The following is a 19446-nucleotide window of genomic DNA, read 5'->3' as shown; positions in this document are numbered from 1 at the left end:
TTGTGTTTTCATACCCGCATGCCAAGAGAAAACCTGTGTTTAGCATTCTTCTAACAATGCGCTCAAATCGCTCACTTCGTTCGCTGGGACCGGCTAAAGCCGGCCCCTTAGCTTAATCGTTAGACGCTGCAAAGCCACCACAGGGAGCCCTCATGTATTCGCATGTATTTTTTGGTGCCACTGACTTTGAGCGTGCTTTAGTTTTCTATAACTCTTTAATGTCTTGCTTGGACCTAGAAACTCGTTTCTGTGATCGAAATAGGCCTTGGGCCGGCTGGCATAGCGCTGGCGGCACTCAACCCCTTTTCCTCATAGGGAAACCATACAATGAAAAACCGCACAGTTGTGGCAACGGCAGCATGGTGGCTTTTCAAGCAAAAAACCGTGCAATAGTTGATGTCGCCCATAAAACAGCGCTAATCAACGGTGGTATTTGCGAGGGTAAACCAGGCTTGCGCCCTGAGTATCATGAAAATTATTACGGCGCATACTTCAGAGACCCTGATGGCAACAAAATTTGCATTGCTTGTCACGCACCTGAAGGCGAAGTTAATGCTCTGGCAAGCAACCTCTAACAATGCGCTCAAAGCGCTCACTCCGTTCGCTGGGATCGGCGAAGCCGGCCCCTTAGCTTAATCGCTATAGTCCTAAGGTACGCATGCATATCGACACAGCAACAAAAAGTGACTATTTGAAATTAATAGAAATCTGGGAGTCATCAGTGCGCGCCACACATGACTTCCTAGGTGAAGATAATATTAAATCTCTTAAACCTCTGATACTTGAGCACTATTTCGACGCAGTAGATTTGCGAGTCGCTAAAGATGAAAGCAATGCAATTGTTGGCTTCATCGGGGTCGCAGCACATAATATTGAAATGCTTTTTATATCTCCATTGCACAGAAACAAAGGCATCGGATCGCTACTATTAAAGAACGCCATAAAAAACCAGGATGCTCGAAAAGTTGATGTTAACGAACAGAACCCTGATGCAACCGGATTTTATGAACATTTAGGCTTCAGTGTAACTGGTCGCTCCCCACTAGATGGGCAGGGCAATCCATTTCCACTACTCCATATGGAATTAACTGAAATATAAGAGTGCGCTCAAATCGCTCAGTTCGTTTGCTGGGACGGGCTATAGCCTGCCTCTCAGCTTAATCATTAGCTGCAAAGGAAGTTATTACCGATGCCCCTGCCCGATAACACAGCCACCACATCGCGGCGCCAAACTTCACCTTAATAAAAATTTCTGTAGAAAACTGACAGACAGAAAAAAGGCGACCCGTAGGTCGCCTTTTTTCATCACCAACTGGCCTTAGTAGTAGGCATTTTCCTTGTTGGTATGGTCGGTTACATCACGCACGCCCTTGAGCTCAGGAATACGCTCCAGCAGGGTCTTCTCGATGCCTTCCTTGAGGGTGTAGTCAGCCTGACCACAGCCCTGGCAGCCGCCGCCAAACTGCAGCACGGCAATGCCTTCGTCGACCACGTCGATCAGCGTTACCTGGCCGCCATGGCTGGCCAGACCAGGGTTAATCTCGGTCTGCAGGTAGTAGTTGATGCGCTCGGTGATCGGGCTGTCTTCGTTGACCATCGGTACTTTGGCGTTCGGCGCCTTGATAGTCAGCTGGCCGCCCATGCGGTCGGTGGCGTAATCGACCACGGCATCGTCCAGGAATGGCTCGCTGACCGCATCGATCCAGGCGGTGAAGCTGGCCAGGCCGATAGCAGTGTCTTCCGGCTTCTGTTCGCCCGGCTTGCAGTAGGCGATACAGGTTTCAGCGTACTGGGTGCCCGGCTGGGTGATGAACACGCGAATGCCGATACCCGGCGTGCTCTGCTTGCTCAGCAGATCAGCCAGATAGTCGTGGGCAGCGTCGGTAATGGTGATGGCGGTCATGGCAACTCCTCGCAAACATGGCGCCAGTGTACGCCAATCGACCAGCCTGGATAAAGTCCTAGTGTTTTAGTAGGAATAATTCCCGTCCAGTGCAACGGCTCTCCTTGGCACCAGCAAATGCCCCGCAAGCATGCGCTGATGGCGGTCGCTTGCACCATTGTGGTCAGGTATCTGATGGCCGATGAGGCAGAAAAACCGACGAAACCACGCCACACAAGGCTCGGCAATGACGGGCCCAGTTATTGCTTAAAGGAGAATATCTGACCAAAAGGTCAACTACGCCATCCAGGTTCAGCTAAACCTTGCAGAAATAGGTCAAACGGACATGACTGCAACACGCTGAGCCGCCTGTGGAGAAAGTCGCTGTGAACACCCTGAACCACCAACGGGAATCGAGCTGATGCTGCGCTTTCTGCTCAACCAGAGCCTCTGCGAAGAACGCGACCTGGACCCCAACCTTACCGTACTGGACTACCTGCGCCAGGTGCGCGGGCGTACCGGCACCAAGGAAGGCTGCGCCTCGGGCGATTGCGGCGCCTGCACCGTGGTGCTGGTGGAATTGCATGGCCAGGGCCTGCGCTACCGGGCGATCAATGCCTGCCTGACCTTTATCGCCAGCCTGCACGGCAAGCAACTGCTCAGCGTCGAGGACCTCAAGCAGCAAGGCCGCCTGCATCAGGTGCAACAGGCCATGGCCGACTGCCACGGCTCGCAATGCGGCTTCTGCACGCCTGGTTTCGTCATGTCGCTGTTCGCCCTGCAGAAAGGCGTGCAGCAGTACGATCCCCACGCCACTCACCAGGCGCTCTCCGGCAACCTGTGCCGCTGCACCGGCTATCGGCCGATTCTCGCCGCCGCCGAACAGGCCTGCAGCCAGCGACAACCTGACTCCTTCGACGCCGGCGAAGCTGAGGTGATTGCCCGCCTGCGCGCCATTGCCGCCCAGCCCGGCGATGAGCTACAGCACAACGGCCACCGCTGCCTGCTACCCACCAGCAGCGACGAGCTGGCCAGCCAGTTCGTCGCCCACCCCGAGGCCCGCCTGGTCGCCGGCGGCACCGACCTGGCGCTGGAAATCACCCAGTTCCACCGCGAGTTGCCGCTGTTGATCCATGTCGGCCATATCCAGGAACTGAAGCACATCGAGGTGCTGGGCGACTGCATCGAGATCGGTGCCGGCGCCGCCCTGAGCGATTGCCATGCCATGCTCGCCGCCGAATACCCGGACTTCGGCGCCCTGCTGGAGCGCTTCGCCTCGTTGCAGATCCGCAACCAGGGCACCCTCGGCGGCAACATCGGCAACGCCTCGCCCATCGGCGACGCCCCGCCTCTGCTGATCGCCCTCGGCGCGACCCTCGTCCTGCGCCAGGGTGAGCAACGTCGCAGCCTGCCCCTGGAAGCGTTTTTCCTCGACTACAAGGTGACCGCCCGCCAACCCGGTGAATTCATCGAGAAGGTGATCGTGCCCCGCGCCATCGCCAGCCAGCAGTTCCGCGCCTACAAGGTCTCCAAGCGTCTGGACGATGATATTTCCGCCGTCTGCGCAGCCTTCAGCCTGCAACTGGAAAACGGCTCGCTGGGCGATGTGCGCATCGCCTTCGGCGGCATGGCCGGCATTCCCAAGCGCGCCACGGCCTGCGAGCAGGCGCTGCATGGACAACCCTTCGACAGTGCCACGGTGGAGGCCGCTTGTGCCGCCCTGGCCCAGGACTTCAACCCGCTCAGCGATTTTCGCGCCAGCCGCGAATACCGCCTGCTGGTGGCGCAGAACCTGCTGCGCCGTTGCCACCTGGAACTGACCCAGCCGCACATCGCCACCCGGGTGACCGACCATGCATAAGCCCGCGCTGAACCAGCAGCAGCTGGCCGAACTGTTCCGCCAGGGCCTCGCCACCGGCGTGGGCAAGTCGCTCAAGCACGAGAGCGCCGACAAGCATGTCAGCGGCGAAGCGATCTACATCGACGATCGTCTGGAATTCCCCAACCAGCTGCACGTCTACGCCCTGCGCAGCGAGCGCGCCCATGCCCGCATTACGCGCATCGACACTTCGCCGTGCCGGGGCATGCCAGGCGTGGCCATCGTCATCACCCATGCGGATGTACCGGGCCAACTGGATATCGGCCCGCTGTTGCCGGGCGACCCCTTGCTGGCCGATGGCCTGGTGCAGTTCGTTGGCCAGCCGATCCTCGCGGTCGCCGCCGACAGCCTGGACAACGCCCGCCGCGCCGCCATGGCCGCCATCGTCGAATATCAGGACCTGGAGCCGGTGCTCGACGTGGTGCAGGCCATGCGCAACCAGCACTACGTGGTGGACAGCCACCAGCAGCGCCGTGGCGATGCGCCCGCCGCCCTGGCCAGCGCGCCCCACCGTCTGCAAGGCCAGCTGCATATCGGCGGCCAGGAACACTTCTACCTGGAAACCCAGGTGTCGTCGGTGCTGCCCACCGAAGACGGCGGCATGCTGGTGTATTGCTCCACGCAGAACCCCACCGAAGTGCAGAAACTGGTGGCCGAGGTGCTCGGCGTGCCAATGCACAAGGTGGTGGTCGACATGCGCCGCATGGGCGGCGGCTTTGGCGGCAAGGAAACCCAGGCCGCCAGCCCGGCCTGCCTGTGCGCCGTAGTCGCGCGCCTAACCGGGCGCCCGGCGAAGATGCGCCTGCCGCGCTTCGAAGACATGCACATGACCGGCAAGCGCCACCCCTTCTACATCGAGTACGACATCGGCTTCGATGATGACGGCCGCCTGCTGGCCACCCACATGGACCTGGCCGGCAACTGCGGTTACTCGCCGGACCTGTCGCGCTCCATCGTCGACCGCGCGATGTTCCACGCCGACAACGCCTACTTCCTCGGCGCGGCGCTGATCAACGGCCACTGCTGCAAGACCAACACCGCGTCCAACACCGCCTACCGCGGCTTTGGCGGCCCCCAGGGCATGTTGCCGATCGAGGAAGTGATGGACCGCATCGCCCGCCACCTCGGCCTCGACCCGCTGGAAGTGCGCAAGCGCAACTACTACGGCAAGGACACGCGCAACGTCACCCACTACGGCCAGACCGTCGAGCACAACCTGCTGGCGGAAATGACCGCCGAACTGGAAGACAGCAGCGACTACCACGCCCGCCGCGCCGCGATCCGCACGTTCAACGCCGCCAGCCCGGTGCTGAAGAAAGGCCTGGCGCTGACCCCGGTGAAGTTCGGCATCAGCTTCACCGCCAGCTTCCTCAACCAGGCCGGCGCGCTGATTCACGTCTACACCGACGGCAGCATCCACCTCAACCACGGCGGCACCGAGATGGGCCAGGGCCTCAACACCAAGGTCGCCCAGGTGGTGGCCGAAGTGTTCCAGGTGGATATCGAGCGCATCCAGATCACCGCCACCAACACCGACAAGGTGCCCAACACCTCACCCACCGCTGCCAGCAGCGGCACTGACTTGAACGGCAAGGCCGCGCAGAACGCCGCAGAGATCATCAAGACGCGGCTGATCGAGTTCGCCGCCCGCCACTTCAACGTGCCGGCGAACGAGGTCGAGTTTCGCAACAACCAGGTCCGCGCCGGCGAGCACCTGCTGCCGTTCGACGAGCTGGCGCGGCTGGCCTGGATCGGCCAGGTGTCGTTGTCGTCCACCGGCTACTACCGCACGCCGAAGATCCATTACGACCGCGCCAGCGGCAGCGGCCACCCGTTCTACTACTTCGCCTACGGGCTGGCGTGCGTCGAGGCGCTGGTCGACACCCTGACCGGCGAATACAAGCTGCTGCGCACCGACATCCTGCATGACGTCGGCGCCTCGCTGAACCCGGCCATCGACATCGGCCAGGTCGAAGGCGGCTTCATCCAGGGCGTCGGCTGGCTGACCTGCGAGGAGCTGGTGTGGGACGCCAAGGGCCGCCTGCTGACCAGCGGCCCGGCCAGCTACAAGATCCCCACCGTCGCCGACATGCCTGGCGACCTGCGAGTGAAACTGGTGGAGAACCGCAAGAACCCGGAAGACACGGTGTTCCACTCCAAGGCCGTCGGCGAGCCGCCCTTCATGCTCGGCATCGCCGCCTGGTGCGCGATAAAGGACGCCGTGGCGAGCATCGCCGACTACCGTATCCATCCGGATATCGACGCCCCCGCCACCCCGGAACGGGTGCTGTGGGGCGTGCAACAGATGAGGCAAGCACAATGAACAGCACCGTCTGGATCGAAGCCCTGGCCAGCCTGCAACAACAGGACGAAGCCTGCGTGCTGGTCACTGTGATCGAGGAGTTAGGCTCCACGCCGCGCAATGCCGGGGCGAAGATAGTGGTGTCAGCCGCACGCAGCCACGACACCATTGGCGGCGGCCACCTGGAGTACAAGGCCCTGCAGATCGCCCGCGAGATGCTCGCCGACGCCAGCCAGCAGCCGCGCCTGGAGCGCTTCGCCCTCGGCGCCAGCCTGGGCCAGTGCTGCGGCGGCGCCACCGTGCTGCTGTTCGAACCCATGGGCCGCGCCCAGGCACGCATCGCCGTGTTCGGCGCCGGGCATGTCGGCCGCGCCCTGGTGCCGCTGCTCGCCAGCCTGCCGTGCAAGGTGCGCTGGATCGACTCACGCGAGGCCGAATTCCCCGAGAGCCTGCCGCGCGGCGTCGAACGCATCGTCAGCGACGAACCGGTGGACGAAGTGGCCAACCAGCCCGCCGGCACCTACTTCATCGTCATGACCCACAACCACCAACTCGACCTGGAGCTGACGGCCGCCATCCTAGCGCGCAACGACTTCACCTGGTTCGGCCTGATCGGCTCGAAAAGCAAACGCGCGCGCTTCGAACACCGCCTGCGCGACCGTGGCCTGGCCAGCGACGTGGTGCAACGCATGCGCTGCCCGATGGGCCTGGCCGAGGTCAAAGGCAAGCTGCCGATGGAAATCGCCGTGTCCATCGCCGGCGAGGTGATCGCCACCTACAACGCCAATTTCGGCACGCAAGCGGCCCAGGACAAACAACCCCTGGCGCGTCTGCTGCCCAGCTCGCGGCGGGCCTGACCATAACGCTCGTGTAGGAGGGGCCTTGGCCGCGACGCTCTTGCGTGGCTCCCGGTCGCGGCCAAGGCCCCTCCTACCAAACAAAACCCCGGAAGACGAATACAGCCCATGAGTTCGATTCAAGCGTTTCGCGGTGCCCTGTTGCACAGCCTGGCCGACCCCGCCGACGTGGGCGACGCCCACAGCCATGAATACTTCGCCGACGGCCTGCTGCTGGTACAGGACGGCAAGATCCTCCAGGCCGGGCCGGCTGCCGACCTGTTGCCCCAGCTGCCAGCCGAGGTGGCGGTGCAGCACTTCCCCGACGCCCTGCTCTGCCCCGGCTTCATCGACACCCATATCCACTATCCGCAGACCGGCATGATCGGCGCCTACGGCGAAGACCTGCTGCACTGGCTGAACACCTACACCTTTCCGGTGGAGGCGCAATTCGCCGATGAGGCCCACGCCGCCGAAGTGGCCGAAGTTTTCCTCAAGGAGCTGCTGCGCAACGGCACCACCACCGCGCTGGTGTTCGGCACCGTGCACCCACAGTCGGTGGATGCCTTTTTCAGCGCCGCCCAAGCCCGCGACCTGCGCATGATCGCCGGCAAGGTACTGATGGACCGCAATGCCCCGGACTACCTGCTCGACACCCCGGAAAGCGGCTATGCAGAAAGCAAGGCGCTGATCGAACGCTGGCACGGCAAAGGCCGCCTGCACTATGCGGTGACGCCGCGTTTCGCCCCGACCAGCAGCCCGCAGCAGCTCGACCAGGCCGCACGCCTGCTGCGCGAGTACCCGGACCTGTACCTGCACACGCACCTGTCGGAGAACGTCAAGGAAGTGGAGTGGATCAAGGCGCTGTTCCCCGAGCGCACCAGCTATCTGGATGTGTACGACCATCACGGTCTGCTCGGTGCGCGCTCGGTGTTCGCCCACGGCATCCACCTGTGTGACGGCGAATGCCAGCGCCTGGCGCAAACCGGCTCGGCGCTGTCGTTCTGCCCCACCTCCAACCTGTTCATTGGCAGCGGCCTGTTCGATCTGGCGAAGATGGAGCAGCACGGCGTGCGCGTCGGCCTGGGCACCGATGTCGGCGGCGGCACCAGCTTCTCGCAGCTGCAGACCCTGGCCGAGGCCTACAAGGTCGGCCAGTTGCGCGGGCGCCAGACCCATCCGTTCAAGCTGCTGCACCTGGCCACCCTGGGCGGCGCCAAGGCGCTGTATCTGGATGACCAGCTGGGCAACTTCCTGCCGGGCAAGGATGCCGACTTCGTCGTCCTCGACCTCAAGGCCACGCCGCTGATCGACTACCGCCTACAGCAGTCCAACAGCCTGGAGGAAACCTTGTTCGCCCTGATCACCCTCGGCGACGACCGCGCCATCCGCGCCACCTACGCCGCCGGGCGCTGTGTGCACCAGCGCGAAGCAAGTTGACCAAGCGGCCAGCTTGCCCGGCACCAAAGCAGGTCAGCTGCCGCGGTAGGTGGAATAGCTGTAGGGCGAAACCAGCAGCGGCACATGGAAGTGCTGCGCACTGTCGGCAACCCCGAAACGCAGCACCACGGTGTCGAGAAACGCCGGTTGCGGCAGCTCAAAACCACGCGCCCGATAGTAATCCCCCACCGCGAAATGCAGCTGGTAGGTGCCGCGCATGAAGGCCTCGCCCTCCAGCAACGGCGCGTCGCAACGCCCGTCAGCATTGGTCCGCAGACTGGCCAGCAGGCTCAGCGCGGCACCGTCCACGCGGTACAACTGCAGCTCGATATCACTGCCCGGACAGCCATGGGTGGCATCCAGCACGTGGGTGGTCAAACGTCCCATACCGCACTCCTTTCGATTAACCGGTACCGCCTGTTCAGGCAGCGGGGCTGGCCAGCATCTATACCTGACCAAGCGGGCAAGTTTTTTGCAATACCCTTGCCAGTCACCGCACACCTGCTGCAACGGAGTGTGCACCATCCAACAAGAGGACGGTCATCTTGGCCCCTGACTACCCCCGCGACCTGATTGGCTACGGCGACACGCCTCCCCATCCGCACTGGCCCGGCGAGGCCAGTATCGCCCTGTCGTTCGTGCTCAATTACGAGGAAGGCGGCGAGCGCTGCATCCTGCACGGCGATGGCGAATCCGAAGCGTTCCTGTCCGAGATGGTGGCCGCCCAGCCCCTGCCCGGCGCCCGCCACATGAGCATGGAATCGCTCTACGAATACGGTAGCCGCGCCGGGCTCTGGCGCCTGCTCAAGCTGTTTCGCGAACAGCGCATCCCGCTGACCATCTTCGCCGTGGCCATGGCCGCCCAGCGCCATCCGCAGGCGATCAAGGCGATGGTCGCCGATGGCCATGAGATCTGCAGCCACGGCCTGCGCTGGATCAACTACCAGGGCATGCCCGAAGCCGAGGAGCGCGCGCACATGGCCGAGGCCATTCGCATCCTCACCGAGATCAGTGGCGAGCGCCCGCTGGGCTGGTACACCGGCCGCACCGGGCCCAACACCCGGCGCCTGGTGATGGAAGAAGGTGGCTTCCTCTACGACAGCGACACCTATGACGACGACCTGCCGTACTGGGAAAAAAACACCCCGAATGGCCAGCCGCACCTGGTGATCCCCTACACCCTGGACACCAACGACATGCGCTTCACCCAGGTGCAGGGCTTCAACAGTGGCGACGACTTCTTCACCTACCTCAAGGATGCCTTCGACGTGCTCTACGCCGAAGGGGAAGCCGGCGCGCCGAAGATGCTCTCCATCGGCATGCACTGTCGCCTGCTCGGTCGCCCGGCCCGCCTGGCCGCCCTGCAGCGCTTCATCGCCTACGTGCAAAGCCATGAACGCGTGTGGTTCGCCCGCCGCGTCGACATCGCCCGCCACTGGCAGACCGTGCACCCCTGCCCGCCGGTGAAGCCATGAACCGTTTCCACACGCTGACTCCATCGACGCTGTCACGCGAGGCGTTCATCGCCGCTTTTGCCGATATCTACGAGCACTCGCCCTGGGTCGCCGAGCGCACTTATGACCACGGCGAGCCGGCGAGCTTCGACGACATCGACGCCTTGCATGGGCAGATGGCCGCCGTGTTGCTGGCTGCCAGCCACGACGAGCAGCTGGCGCTGATCAACGCCCACCCGGACCTCGCAGGCAAAGCCGCCATTCGCGGCGAGCTAACCGCCGCCTCCACCTCGGAGCAGGCCGGCGCCGGCATTCAGGATTGCAGCGCCGAGGAGTTCGCCCGTTTCAACCAACTCAACGACGCCTACAAGGCGCGCTTCGGCTTCCCCTTCATCAAGGCGGTGAAGGGCAGCAACCGACAGCAGATCCTCGCCGCCTTCGAAACCCGCATCCACCACACCCCGGAACAGGAATTCGCCACCGCCCTGGCGGAAATCAACAAGATCGCCCTGTTCCGCCTGCAAGCCCTCTGACTGGATACCGACACCGTGAAGACCTACGCCGCCCCCTTCGAGAAATACGTCAACCTCGCCGACGCCCGCCTCGGCACCCGCGCCATCTACGTCACCGACGACTGGTTCGCCGAGGTCAACCGCATGCTGCAACCCACCCCTGCGGTGTGGAAGGACGGCGTGTACGACGACAACGGCAAATGGATGGATGGCTGGGAGTCGCGCCGCAAGCGCTTCGAAGGTTATGACTTCGCCGTGCTGCGCCTGGGCGTACCGGGCTCGATCAAGGGCGTGGACATCGACACCAGTTTCTTCACCGGCAACTTCCCGCCGTCCGCATCCCTCGAAGCCTGCTTCGTCGAAGGCGGTGGCGACCCGGATGACAGCACCGCCTGGAGCGAAGTGCTGCCCGCCGTGGCCCTGCAAGGCAACAGCCACCACCTGCACGCCATCGACGACGAGCGCCCGTGGACCCACCTGCGCCTGAACATCTACCCGGACGGCGGCGTTGCCCGCCTGCGCGTGTACGGCATTCCCTACCGCGACTGGTCGACTGCCAACGACGAAACCCTCGACCTCGCCGCCGCCCTCAACGGTGGCCGCGCCCTCGCCTGTTCCGACGAGCACTACGGCAGCATGAGCAACATCCTCAACCCCGGCCGCGCGGAGAACATGGGCGGTGGCTGGGAAACCGCACGTCGCCGCAGCCCGGGCTTCGACTGGGTGATCATCGCCCTCGGCCATGCCGGGGTGATCGAAGAGGTGCTGGTCGACACCCTGCACTACAAGGGCAACTACCCGGACAGCTGCTCGATCCAGGCGGCCTACGTGAAGGGCGGCACCGATGCGCAGATCGAAACCCAGAGCCTGTTCTGGCGCGAACTGCTGCCCAGTCAGAAGCTGCAGATGAACACCGAGCAGCGCTTCAGCGCGCTTAATGACCTGGGCCCGGTAACCCATGTGCGCCTGAACATCTTCCCGGACGGCGGCGTCAGCCGACTGCGCCTGTTCGGCAAGCTGGCCCGATGACCCACACCCGTAGGAGGGGCCTTGGCCGCGACGCTCTGGCGTTGCGCCCGGTCGCGGCCAAGGCCCCTCCTACAACGTCGCACTCCCTGCGAGAACAACCATGCGCACCCTGACCATCGAACCGCTCACTGCCCAAGCCTTCGCCCCGTTCGGCGAGGTGATCGAAGCCGAGGGGCGTGATTTTTTCATGATCAACAACGGCTCGACCCGGCGCTATCACCGCCAGGCCGAGGTGCAGACCAGCGGCCCGGACGATGCGGCAATCATCAGCATCTTCCGCGCCACGGCGCTGCCCATGCCGCTGACCATCGGCATGCTCGAACGGCACCCGCTGGGCAGCCAGGCCTTCATGCCGCTGCGTGGCCAGCCGTTCCTGATCGTCGTTGCGCCGCCTGGCGAGCAGCCCCACAGCAGCCAGGTGCGGGCCTTTCTCAGCGATGGTCGCCAGGGCGTCAACTACGGCAAAGGCGTATGGCACCACCCGGTGCTGTGCCTGGCCGCCGAGGACGACTTCCTGGTGATCGACCGCGCCGGCCCCGGCAACAACTGTGATGAACACTTCTTCGCCGAGGCCGAGCACTGGCTGCTCGACCCGGCCTCCGTACACAGGGGATAACACCTTGGAAGCACACCTGATCGAATGGCTGAATCTCGTGGTGCGCTGGTCGCACATGATTTTCGGCATTGCCTGGATCGGCGCCTCCTTCTACTTCGTCTGGCTGGAAAACCACCTGGACCGCAGCAACCCGCGTGAAGGCCTGTCCGGCGACCTGTGGGCCATCCACGGTGGCGGCATCTACCACCTGGAAAAGTACAAGCTGGCACCGCCGCAAATGCCGCAGACCCTGCACTGGTTCAAGTGGGAGGCCTACTGCACCTGGCTGTCCGGCGTGGCCCTGCTGGGCGTGGTGTTCTACCTCAACCCGACGCTGTACCTGATCGCCCCCGGCAGCAGCCTGGCGCCTGCCGCGGCCATCGCCATCGGCCTCGGTTCGCTGCTGCTCGGCTGGCTGGTGTACGACCAGCTCTGCGACTCGCCGCTGGGGCGCAAGCCACTGTTGCTCGGTATCGTGCTGTTCGTGCTGCTGGTGGCCGCCGCGTGGGGCTACAGCCAGGTATTCAGCGGCCGGGGCGCGTACCTGCATGTGGGCGCCCTGATCGGCACCATCATGGTCGGCAACGTGTTTCGCACCATCATGCCGGCGCAGCGGGCGCTGGTCGCCGCCATCGAAGCCGGTCGTGAGCCGGACCCGGCGCTGCCCGCCAAGGGCCTGCTGCGCTCGCGACACAACAACTACTTCACCCTGCCGGTGCTGTTCATCATGATCAGCAACCACTTCCCCAGCACCTACGGCAGTGCCTGGAACTGGCTGCTGCTGGCCGCCATCGCGGCCTTGTCGATTGGCGTACGGCACTACTTCAACACCCGCCACCACAGCCAGAAATTCGCCTGGACCCTGCCCGCCGCCGCCGTTGGCATGCTCTGCCTGGCCTTCGTCAGCGCACCGAAACCCAGCGCCCCCGTGGCGGCTGCGCCGGCCAACCCGTTCATAGCGGTACAGGCCATCGTCACGCAGCGTTGCCTGAGCTGCCATTCGGCCAAACCGACCAGCCCGATGTTCAGCACCGCCCCCGCCGGGGTGATGTTCGACACCCCGCAGCAAATCCAGCAGTTGGCAGCACGGATCAAGGCACAGGCGGTGGACACCCAGGTCATGCCGCTCGGCAACATGACCCAGATGACCCAGGCGGAGCGCGACCAGCTCGGCGCCTGGATCAGCGCGGGCGCCCACCTCGACTGAGAGCCCACAGACCGTCGCTCCCCCGAAGGTGGGAGCCCAGGTGCCACGGTGCATCTGGACTCCCGCCAGAGCAGCAATGACGGATTGTTCAAAGCGCCCTGAAACCGAACCAAGCGCAAGCCTGAGCAAGCACAGTCTTGGCCCTTGTCAGCAGATCACAAACAGCCACTACAGCTGCCCACTGAGGGTGCAGCCCGCACCCTCAGCGGGCACATTCAGCCAGTGAACCGACCAGGCGCACCAGCCTGCAGGCCACGTAAATAAAGGCTGAAACGTCTTTACTGATCAATTGGTCAAGAACTTGCAAGTACGCTGTCATCCGACCGCAAGGCCGATTCCAGCACCCGAGTTCGAGACCCGAAATGACCAGCCACCACTCCGACCTGCTCTATGGCCTGGAAGACCGCCCCCGGCCCTTGCCTGCCCTCTTCGCCGCACTGCAACACATCCTCGCCAGCTTCGTCGGCATCATCACCCCGCCCCTGGTGATCGGTTCGGCCCTCGGTCTCGCCGCGCACTTGCCTTACCTGATCAGCATGGCGCTGATGGTCTCCGGTGTCGGCACCTTCATCCAGGCGCGCCGCCCGTTCGGCATCGGCGCCGGGATGATCTGCCTGCAGGGCACCAGCTTCGCCTTCCTCGGTGCCGTGCTGTCGGCCGGATTCATCGTCAAGAGCCGCGGCGGCAGCCCGGAGGACATCCTGGCGATGATCTTCGGCGTGTGCTTCTTCGGCGCCTTCGTGCAGATCGTCCTCAGCCGCTTCATCGGCAAGCTGCGCCGCATCGTCACCCCACTGGTAACCGGCATCGTCATCACCCTGATCGGCGTCAGCTTGATCAAGGTCGGCATCACCGACCTCGGCGGCGGCTTCAACGCCCCGGACTTCGGCGCGCCGGGCAACCTCGCCCTGGGCAGCCTGGTACTCGCCACCATCATCCTGCTCAACCGCTCGAGCAAGCCCTGGGTGCGCCTGTCGTCGATCATCATCGGCCTGGCCGTCGGCAGCCTGGCCGCCTGGTTCAGCGGCAAACTGGTGCCCCATGCCCTGCCCGACCTGCCACTGATCAGCGTGCCGCTGCCATTCCGCTTCGGCTTCTCGTTCGACTGGACCGCCTTCCTGCCGGTGGCGCTGATCTACCTGATCAGCTCGATCGAGACCGTCGGCGACCTGACCGCCAACTGCATGCTCTCGCGCCGCCCGATCGAAGGCCCGGAATATGTCGGCCGGCTCAAGGGCGGCGTGCTCGGTGACGGGGTCAGCTGCCTGCTGGCGGCCACCTTCAGCGCCTTCCCCAACACCACCTTCGCGCAGAACAACGGGGTGATTCAGCTCACCGGCGTGGCCAGCCGCTATGTGGGCCTGTACATCGGCGCGCTGCTGTTCGTGCTCGGCCTGTTCCCGCTGATCGGCGCGATCCTCCAGCAGATCCCCAAGCCGGTGCTCGGCGGCGCCACCCTGGTGATGTTTGGCAGCGTGGCGGCCGCCGGTATCCGCATCCTGTCCCAGGCCGAACTGGATCGCCGCAGCCTGCTGATCATTGCCGCCTCGCTGGGCATCGGCCTGGGCGTGGCGGCGCAACCGACCCTGCTGCATCACCTGCCCAAGCTGGTGCAGAACCTGTTCGACTCGGCGATTACCTGCGGCGGCCTCACCGCCATCGTGCTCAGCCTGCTACTGCCCGCCGAGCGCCCGACGACCAGCGCCGAACCCTTGCTCGGTAAGCACTGAGTAGCAGCCGTTCCACTGCGGCGGGACCAATGTCCCGCCGCCAGCCTTCAGACAGAGCGAGACGCACCATGAATTTCTTCGTCCCCGCACACAACATCAGCACGGAAAAACCCGCTGGGCGCATCCGCCAGAAGAACGAGGAAGTGATCCTCCTCGCGGCCGAAGAAGAGTTCGCCCGCAACGGCTTCAAGGGCACCAGCATGAACACCATCGCCCTCAAGGCCGGCTTGCCCAAGGCCAACCTGCACTACTACTTCAGCAACAAGCTGGGCCTGTATCTGGCGACCCTGGCCAACATCATCGAGCTGTGGGACAGCACCTTCAACAACCTCACCGTGGACGACGACCCGGCCCTGGCGCTGTCGCACTACATCCAGGCCAAGCTGGAGTTCTCCCGTCACCATCCGCAGGCCTCACGCATCTTCGCCATGGAAGTGATCAGCGGCGGGCCGCACCTGAGCCAGTACTTCAACCAGGACTATCGCACCTGGTTCAACAGCCGGGCAGCGGTGTTCCAGGGCTGGATTGATGCAGGGAAGATCGACCCGGTTACCCCCGAACATCTGATCTTCCTGCTGTGGGGCAGCACCCAGCACTACGCCGACTTCGCCGCGCAGATCTGCCAGGTCAACGGCAAGGACAGCCTGCAGCAGAGCGACTTCGACAGCGCCTGCCAGACCCTCACCCACATCATCCTCAAGGGCTGCGGCCTGCAACCACCGGCCTGAAGCACACGCACCAGGAATGACCAGCGTCGCCGCGCCCTGCTCCGCAATCGTGCCAACGCCATGCCCGTGCAGCCTGGAAAACCGCGCCATCGACTCTTTCTGACCACCTGGCCAAGTTTTTGCTTTAGCCAACTCAACCTACCACCTCGCAGTGAGTTCACCATGTCTTCCAGCCCGCCCGCCTCCCGCCTGGAACTGCACGCCATCACCAAGCGCTACCCCGGCTGCCTGGCCAACGACGCCATCGACCTGAGCATCGCTCCCGGTGAAATCCACGCCCTGCTCGGCGAGAACGGTGCAGGCAAAAGCACCCTGATGAAGATCATCTACGGGGTAACCCAGCCCGATTCCGGGCGCATTGTCTGGCAGGGCCAGGCAGTGCAGATCAAGGACCCGGCGCAAGCGCGCGACCTGGGCATCGGCATGGTCTTCCAGCACTTCTCGCTGTTCGAGACCCTCAGCGTGGCGGAAAACATCGCCCTGGCCCTGGGCACGGCCGCCGGTACGCCGCGCCAGCTGGAGCCGCGCATCCGCGAGGTGTCAGCGCGCTACGGCATGCAGGTCGATCCGCAGCGCCTGGTGCACAGCCTGTCGATCGGCGAGCGTCAGCGCGTGGAGATCATCCGCTGCCTGATGCAGGACATCCGCCTGCTGATCCTGGATGAGCCGACCTCGGTGCTCACCCCACAGGAGGTCGACGAGCTGTTCGTCACCCTCAAGCACCTGGCGAGCGAGGGCTGCAGCATTCTCTTCATCAGCCACAAGCTGGGTGAAGTACGCGCCCTCTGCGACACCGCCACGGTGCTGCGCGGCGGCCGGGTTTCCGGGCAGTGCATCCCCAACCAGTGCAGCGACCTGCAACTGGCGCGGCTGATGGTCGGCGACGCCGAAGGCCTGGAAGCCAGCTACCCGAAAGTCCAGGGTGGGCTGACGCGCCTGCGCGTGGACGACCTGAGCTGGAACAACAGCGACCCGTTCGGTTCGTCCCTGAGCAACCTGCGCCTGGAAGTACGCAGCGGCGAGATCGTCGGCATCGCCGGGGTCGCCGGCAATGGCCAGGATGCGCTGCTCGCGCTGCTCAGCGGCGAAGAGCGGCTGGCCTACGGCGAGCGTGAGCGCATCACCATCGACGGCGGCCCGGTGGCCAACCTGCACCCCGACGCCCGCCGACGCCTGGGCATGGCCTTCGTCCCCGCCGAGCGCCTGGGCCACGGCGCGGTGCCGGACATGAGCCTGTCCGACAACGCCCTGCTCGCCTCCTTCCACCTCGGCCTGATCGACTATGGCCTGATCCGCCGCAAGAAGGTGCTCAAGCTGGCCAACGAAATCATCCGCCGTTTCGGGGTCAAGACCCCGGATGCGCAAACCCCGGCGCGCAGCCTGTCGGGCGGCAACCTGCAGAAATTCATCCTCGGCCGCGAAGTGATGCAGGAGCCCAAGCTGCTGATCGCCGCGCACCCGACCTGGGGCGTCGACGTCGGCGCAGCCGCCACCATCCACCGCGCCATGATCGCCCTGCGCGATGCCGGCGGGGCGATCCTGGTGATTTCCGAAGACCTCGATGAACTGTTCCAGATCAGCGACCGCATCGGTGCCCTGTGCAGCGGCCAGCTATCCCCGCTGAAAGCCACCGCTGACACCACGGTGGCCGAAGTCGGTCGCTGGATGGCTGGTCAATTCGACAACCCGCAAGCCGCTGCCTGAAGAGACTGCCGATGTTCCTCACTCTTGAACCACGTTTGCAGCAATCGCGTCGCATGTTGCTGCTCTCGCCCCTGCTGGCCGGCCTGCTCACGTTGCTGTGCGGTAGCCTGCTGTTCGCCGCCCTCGGCCATCCGCCGCTGGCGACCTTCCACACCTTGCTGATCGAGCCGATCCAGGACCTCTACGGCGTCTCCGAGCTGCTGATCAAGGCCCTGCCGATCCTGCTTTGCGCCCTCGGCCTGGCGGTCGCCTACCAGGCGCGCATCTGGAACATCGGTGCCGAGGGTCAACTGCTGATCGGCGCCCTGGCCGGCAGCGCCCTGGCGGTGCACATCATCGACTGGGAAAGCCGCTGGGCACTGGCCGGCGTAATCGTCATCGGCACCCTCGCTGGCGCCGCCTGGGGCGCGCTGGCGGCGTGGCTGCGCACGCAGTTCAACGCCAACGAAATCCTCACCACCATCATGCTCAACTACATCGCCCTCAACCTGCTGCTGTACTTCGTCCACGGCCCGCTGAAGGACCCGAACGGCTTCAGCTTCCCCGAGTCGGCCATGTTCGGTGATGCCAGTCGCCTGCCGCAGCTGTTCGAGGATGGCCGCGTGCATGCCGGCCTGTACTTCGTGCTGCTCGCCGTCGTGGCGGTGTGGGTGCTGCTGTCGAAGAGCTTCATGGGTTTCCAGATCAAGGTGCTCGGCCTCGACCGTCGCGCCGCCGGGCTGATGGGCTTTCGCGAGAAGCGCCTGGTCTGGCTGGCCATGTTGATCAGCGGCGGCCTGGCCGGCCTGGCCGGGGTCAGCGAAGTCACCGGGCCGATCGGCCAACTGGTGCCACAGGTGTCGCCAGGCTATGGCTATGCGGCCATCACCGTGGCCTTCCTCGGGCGCCTCAACCCGCTCGGCATCCTGTTCGCCGGTCTGCTCATGGCGCTGCTCTACCTGGGCGGGGAAAACGCGCAGATGCAGCTCAACCTGCCGCAATCCCTGACCGAACTGTTCCAGGGGATGATGCTGTTCTTCCTCCTCGCCTGCGATGTGCTGATCCTCTATCGCCTGCGTTTCAAGGCCTGGTGGCGCAAGCCGCAGGCCGACGGCAAAGCGCAGGAGGCACTGGCATGAAGCACCTGCACCTCCCCCTGCTCACCGCTTGCGAGATCTGACTGATGGACATGGAACTGCTCGGCAACATCCTGTTTGCCATGGTGCGCTGCGGTACGCCGCTGCTGCTGGTCGCGCTCGGCGAACTGATCTGCGAGAAAAGCGGCGTACTCAACCTCGGCCAGGAAGGCATGATGCTGTTCGGCGCGGTGGTCGGCTTCATCGTCGCCTTCGCCACCGGCAGCCTCTGGCTTGGCGTGCTGCTGGCCTGCCTGGCAGGCATGCTGCTGGCCTCGCTGTTCGCCCTGGTGGCCCTGGGTTGCCAGGCCAACCAGGTGGCCACCGGCCTGGCCCTGACCATTTTCGGCATCGGCCTGTCGGCCTTCATCGGCAGCGCCTGGGTCGGCAAGCCGCTCAGTGGTTTCGAGCCGGTGGCCATTCCCCTGCTCAGCGACATTCCGCTGATCGGCCACATGCTGTTCAAGCAGGATGTGCTGGTCTACCTGTCCTTCGCCCTGTTCGCTCTGATCGCCTGGGTGCTGCTGAAAAGCCGCATCGGCCTGATTCTCCAGGCCGTCGGCGAGAACCCCGACGCGGCCAGCGCCATGGGCCTGCCCGTGCTGCGCGTGCGCACCCTGGCGGTGCTGTTCGGCGGCGCCATGGCCGGCATGGCCGGGGCCTACTTGTCGCTGGCCTACACGCCGATGTGGGCAGAAAACATGAGCGCCGGGCGCGGCTGGATCGCCCTGGCCCTGGTGGTGTTCGCCAGTTGGCGAGTGTTCCGCGTGCTGCTCGGCGCCTACCTGTTCGGCCTGGCCAGCATCCTGCACCTGGTGGCCCAGGGCATCGGCATCAGCGTCCCGTCCAACCTGCTGGCGATGCTGCCTTACGTGGCGACCATCCTGGTGCTGGTGATCCTCTCCCGCGATGCGATCAAGACCCGCCTGTTCGCCCCGGTTTCCCTCGGCCAGCCGTGGAAGCCCGGGCATTGAGACGCGCCGTGCAGGCGACTGCAACGCCCGCACGGCGTTATGCTTGGCATCTTTGCCCA

General features: G+C 64.3%; 18 protein-coding genes. 16 read left to right on the top strand and 2 right to left on the bottom strand.

Annotated features, from left to right (window positions below; all coding sequences use genetic code 11):
• Positions 1-152 precede the first annotated feature (152 nt).
• Positions 153-575, top strand: coding sequence for a VOC family protein (locus tag H3H51_RS19755; protein ID WP_183090785.1), 423 nt, complete (start codon positions 153-155; stop codon positions 573-575).
• 83 nt (positions 576-658) lie between these two features.
• Entirely contained in the window at positions 659-1099 is a 441-nt protein-coding gene (locus H3H51_RS19750; RefSeq protein WP_183090784.1) for an acetyltransferase, read from the top strand.
• Between the two features lie 219 nt (positions 1100-1318).
• Here H3H51_RS19750 and nfuA read toward each other — a convergent pair whose 3' ends face one another.
• Positions 1319-1903: a Fe-S biogenesis protein NfuA gene (gene nfuA / locus H3H51_RS19745; protein ID WP_183090783.1), complete on the bottom strand. Its 585-nt coding sequence runs from the start codon at positions 1901-1903 to the stop codon at positions 1319-1321.
• Between the two features lie 400 nt (positions 1904-2303).
• On the opposite strand from nfuA, the gene xdhA reads away from it, so the two are divergent.
• The 4 genes from xdhA to guaD all read left to right on the top strand — a co-directional run bounded on the left by xdhA (position 2304) and on the right by guaD (position 8339).
• Positions 2304-3743 carry a xanthine dehydrogenase small subunit gene (gene xdhA / locus H3H51_RS19740; protein WP_183090782.1) on the top strand — a complete coding sequence of 480 codons (1440 nt, stop codon included), beginning with the start codon at positions 2304-2306 and terminating at the stop codon, positions 3741-3743.
• The gene (xdhB, locus tag H3H51_RS19735; protein WP_183090781.1) at positions 3736-6084 is read left to right on the top strand and encodes a xanthine dehydrogenase molybdopterin binding subunit; all 2349 of its coding nucleotides are present in this window, start codon (positions 3736-3738) and stop codon (positions 6082-6084) included. Before xdhA ends, xdhB begins: the two co-directional genes overlap by 8 nt.
• On the top strand, positions 6081-6920 hold the full coding sequence (gene xdhC, locus H3H51_RS19730; RefSeq protein ID WP_183090780.1) for a xanthine dehydrogenase accessory protein XdhC: 840 nt from the start codon (positions 6081-6083) through the stop codon (positions 6918-6920). The genes xdhB and xdhC overlap by 4 nt, the downstream gene beginning before the upstream one ends.
• A 108-nt stretch (positions 6921-7028) precedes the next feature.
• A complete protein-coding gene (gene guaD / locus H3H51_RS19725; protein WP_183090779.1) occupies positions 7029-8339 on the top strand; it encodes a guanine deaminase in 1311 nt (436 codons plus the stop codon).
• A gap of 33 nt (positions 8340-8372) precedes the next feature.
• Here guaD and uraH read toward each other — a convergent pair whose 3' ends face one another.
• Entirely contained in the window at positions 8373-8726 is a 354-nt protein-coding gene (gene uraH / locus H3H51_RS19720; protein WP_183090778.1) for a hydroxyisourate hydrolase, read from the bottom strand.
• 158 nt (positions 8727-8884) lie between these two features.
• Between uraH and puuE the strand changes: the two genes are divergently transcribed.
• From puuE to H3H51_RS19670, 10 genes are all read left to right on the top strand, one after another.
• Complete coding sequence (gene puuE, locus H3H51_RS19715) at positions 8885-9814, top strand: allantoinase PuuE (protein WP_183090777.1); 930 nt, start codon at positions 8885-8887, stop codon at positions 9812-9814.
• Positions 9811-10326, top strand: coding sequence for a 2-oxo-4-hydroxy-4-carboxy-5-ureidoimidazoline decarboxylase (gene uraD / locus H3H51_RS19710; protein ID WP_183090776.1), 516 nt, complete (start codon positions 9811-9813; stop codon positions 10324-10326). Before puuE ends, uraD begins: the two co-directional genes overlap by 4 nt.
• Before the next feature lie 15 nt (positions 10327-10341).
• Complete coding sequence (gene alc, locus H3H51_RS19705; protein WP_183090775.1) at positions 10342-11334, top strand: allantoicase; 993 nt, start codon at positions 10342-10344, stop codon at positions 11332-11334.
• Positions 11335-11434: 100 nt separating this feature from the next.
• Positions 11435-11950 (top strand): ureidoglycolate lyase, encoded by a 516-nt coding sequence (locus H3H51_RS19700; protein WP_183090774.1) that lies wholly within the window; start codon positions 11435-11437, stop codon positions 11948-11950.
• A gap of 4 nt (positions 11951-11954) precedes the next feature.
• Complete coding sequence (locus H3H51_RS19695) at positions 11955-13136, top strand: urate hydroxylase PuuD (protein ID WP_183090773.1); 1182 nt, start codon at positions 11955-11957, stop codon at positions 13134-13136.
• A gap of 362 nt (positions 13137-13498) precedes the next feature.
• The gene (locus tag H3H51_RS19690; protein ID WP_183090772.1) at positions 13499-14866 is read left to right on the top strand and encodes a uracil-xanthine permease family protein; all 1368 of its coding nucleotides are present in this window, start codon (positions 13499-13501) and stop codon (positions 14864-14866) included.
• A 68-nt stretch (positions 14867-14934) separates the two neighbouring features.
• The gene (locus H3H51_RS19685; RefSeq protein WP_183090771.1) at positions 14935-15594 is read left to right on the top strand and encodes a TetR/AcrR family transcriptional regulator; all 660 of its coding nucleotides are present in this window, start codon (positions 14935-14937) and stop codon (positions 15592-15594) included.
• 162 nt (positions 15595-15756) lie between these two features.
• Positions 15757-17298 carry an ABC transporter ATP-binding protein gene (locus H3H51_RS19680; RefSeq protein WP_183090770.1) on the top strand — a complete coding sequence of 514 codons (1542 nt, stop codon included), beginning with the start codon at positions 15757-15759 and terminating at the stop codon, positions 17296-17298.
• A gap of 11 nt (positions 17299-17309) precedes the next feature.
• Positions 17310-18416 (top strand): ABC transporter permease, encoded by a 1107-nt coding sequence (locus H3H51_RS19675; protein ID WP_183090769.1) that lies wholly within the window; start codon positions 17310-17312, stop codon positions 18414-18416.
• 44 nt (positions 18417-18460) lie between these two features.
• Complete coding sequence (locus H3H51_RS19670; RefSeq protein ID WP_183090768.1) at positions 18461-19387, top strand: ABC transporter permease; 927 nt, start codon at positions 18461-18463, stop codon at positions 19385-19387.
• Positions 19388-19446 lie beyond the last annotated feature (59 nt).

Origin of the sequence: Aquipseudomonas ullengensis (genome assembly GCF_014174475.1) — a bacterium.
GTDB lineage: Bacteria > Pseudomonadota > Gammaproteobacteria > Pseudomonadales > Pseudomonadaceae > Aquipseudomonas > Aquipseudomonas ullengensis.
The sequence above is the reverse complement of the archived record's forward strand: the minus strand, read 5'-3'. Positions and strand labels throughout refer to the sequence as shown.

Coding starts and splice junctions, on each gene's coding strand:
- H3H51_RS19755 (WP_183090785.1), top strand. CDS start 153: ATGTATTCGCATGTATTTTTTGGTGCCACTGACTTTGAGCGTGCTTTA.
- H3H51_RS19750 (WP_183090784.1), top strand. CDS start 659: ATGCATATCGACACAGCAACAAAAAGTGACTATTTGAAATTAATAGAA.
- nfuA (WP_183090783.1), bottom strand. CDS start 1,903: ATGACCGCCATCACCATTACCGACGCTGCCCACGACTATCTGGCTGAT.
- xdhA (WP_183090782.1), top strand. CDS start 2,304: ATGCTGCGCTTTCTGCTCAACCAGAGCCTCTGCGAAGAACGCGACCTG.
- xdhB (WP_183090781.1), top strand. CDS start 3,736: ATGCATAAGCCCGCGCTGAACCAGCAGCAGCTGGCCGAACTGTTCCGC.
- xdhC (WP_183090780.1), top strand. CDS start 6,081: ATGAACAGCACCGTCTGGATCGAAGCCCTGGCCAGCCTGCAACAACAG.
- guaD (WP_183090779.1), top strand. CDS start 7,029: ATGAGTTCGATTCAAGCGTTTCGCGGTGCCCTGTTGCACAGCCTGGCC.
- uraH (WP_183090778.1), bottom strand. CDS start 8,726: ATGGGACGTTTGACCACCCACGTGCTGGATGCCACCCATGGCTGTCCG.
- uraD (WP_183090776.1), top strand. CDS start 9,811: ATGAACCGTTTCCACACGCTGACTCCATCGACGCTGTCACGCGAGGCG.
- H3H51_RS19700 (WP_183090774.1), top strand. CDS start 11,435: ATGCGCACCCTGACCATCGAACCGCTCACTGCCCAAGCCTTCGCCCCG.
- H3H51_RS19690 (WP_183090772.1), top strand. CDS start 13,499: ATGACCAGCCACCACTCCGACCTGCTCTATGGCCTGGAAGACCGCCCC.
- H3H51_RS19685 (WP_183090771.1), top strand. CDS start 14,935: ATGAATTTCTTCGTCCCCGCACACAACATCAGCACGGAAAAACCCGCT.
- H3H51_RS19680 (WP_183090770.1), top strand. CDS start 15,757: ATGTCTTCCAGCCCGCCCGCCTCCCGCCTGGAACTGCACGCCATCACC.
- H3H51_RS19675 (WP_183090769.1), top strand. CDS start 17,310: ATGTTCCTCACTCTTGAACCACGTTTGCAGCAATCGCGTCGCATGTTG.
- H3H51_RS19670 (WP_183090768.1), top strand. CDS start 18,461: ATGGACATGGAACTGCTCGGCAACATCCTGTTTGCCATGGTGCGCTGC.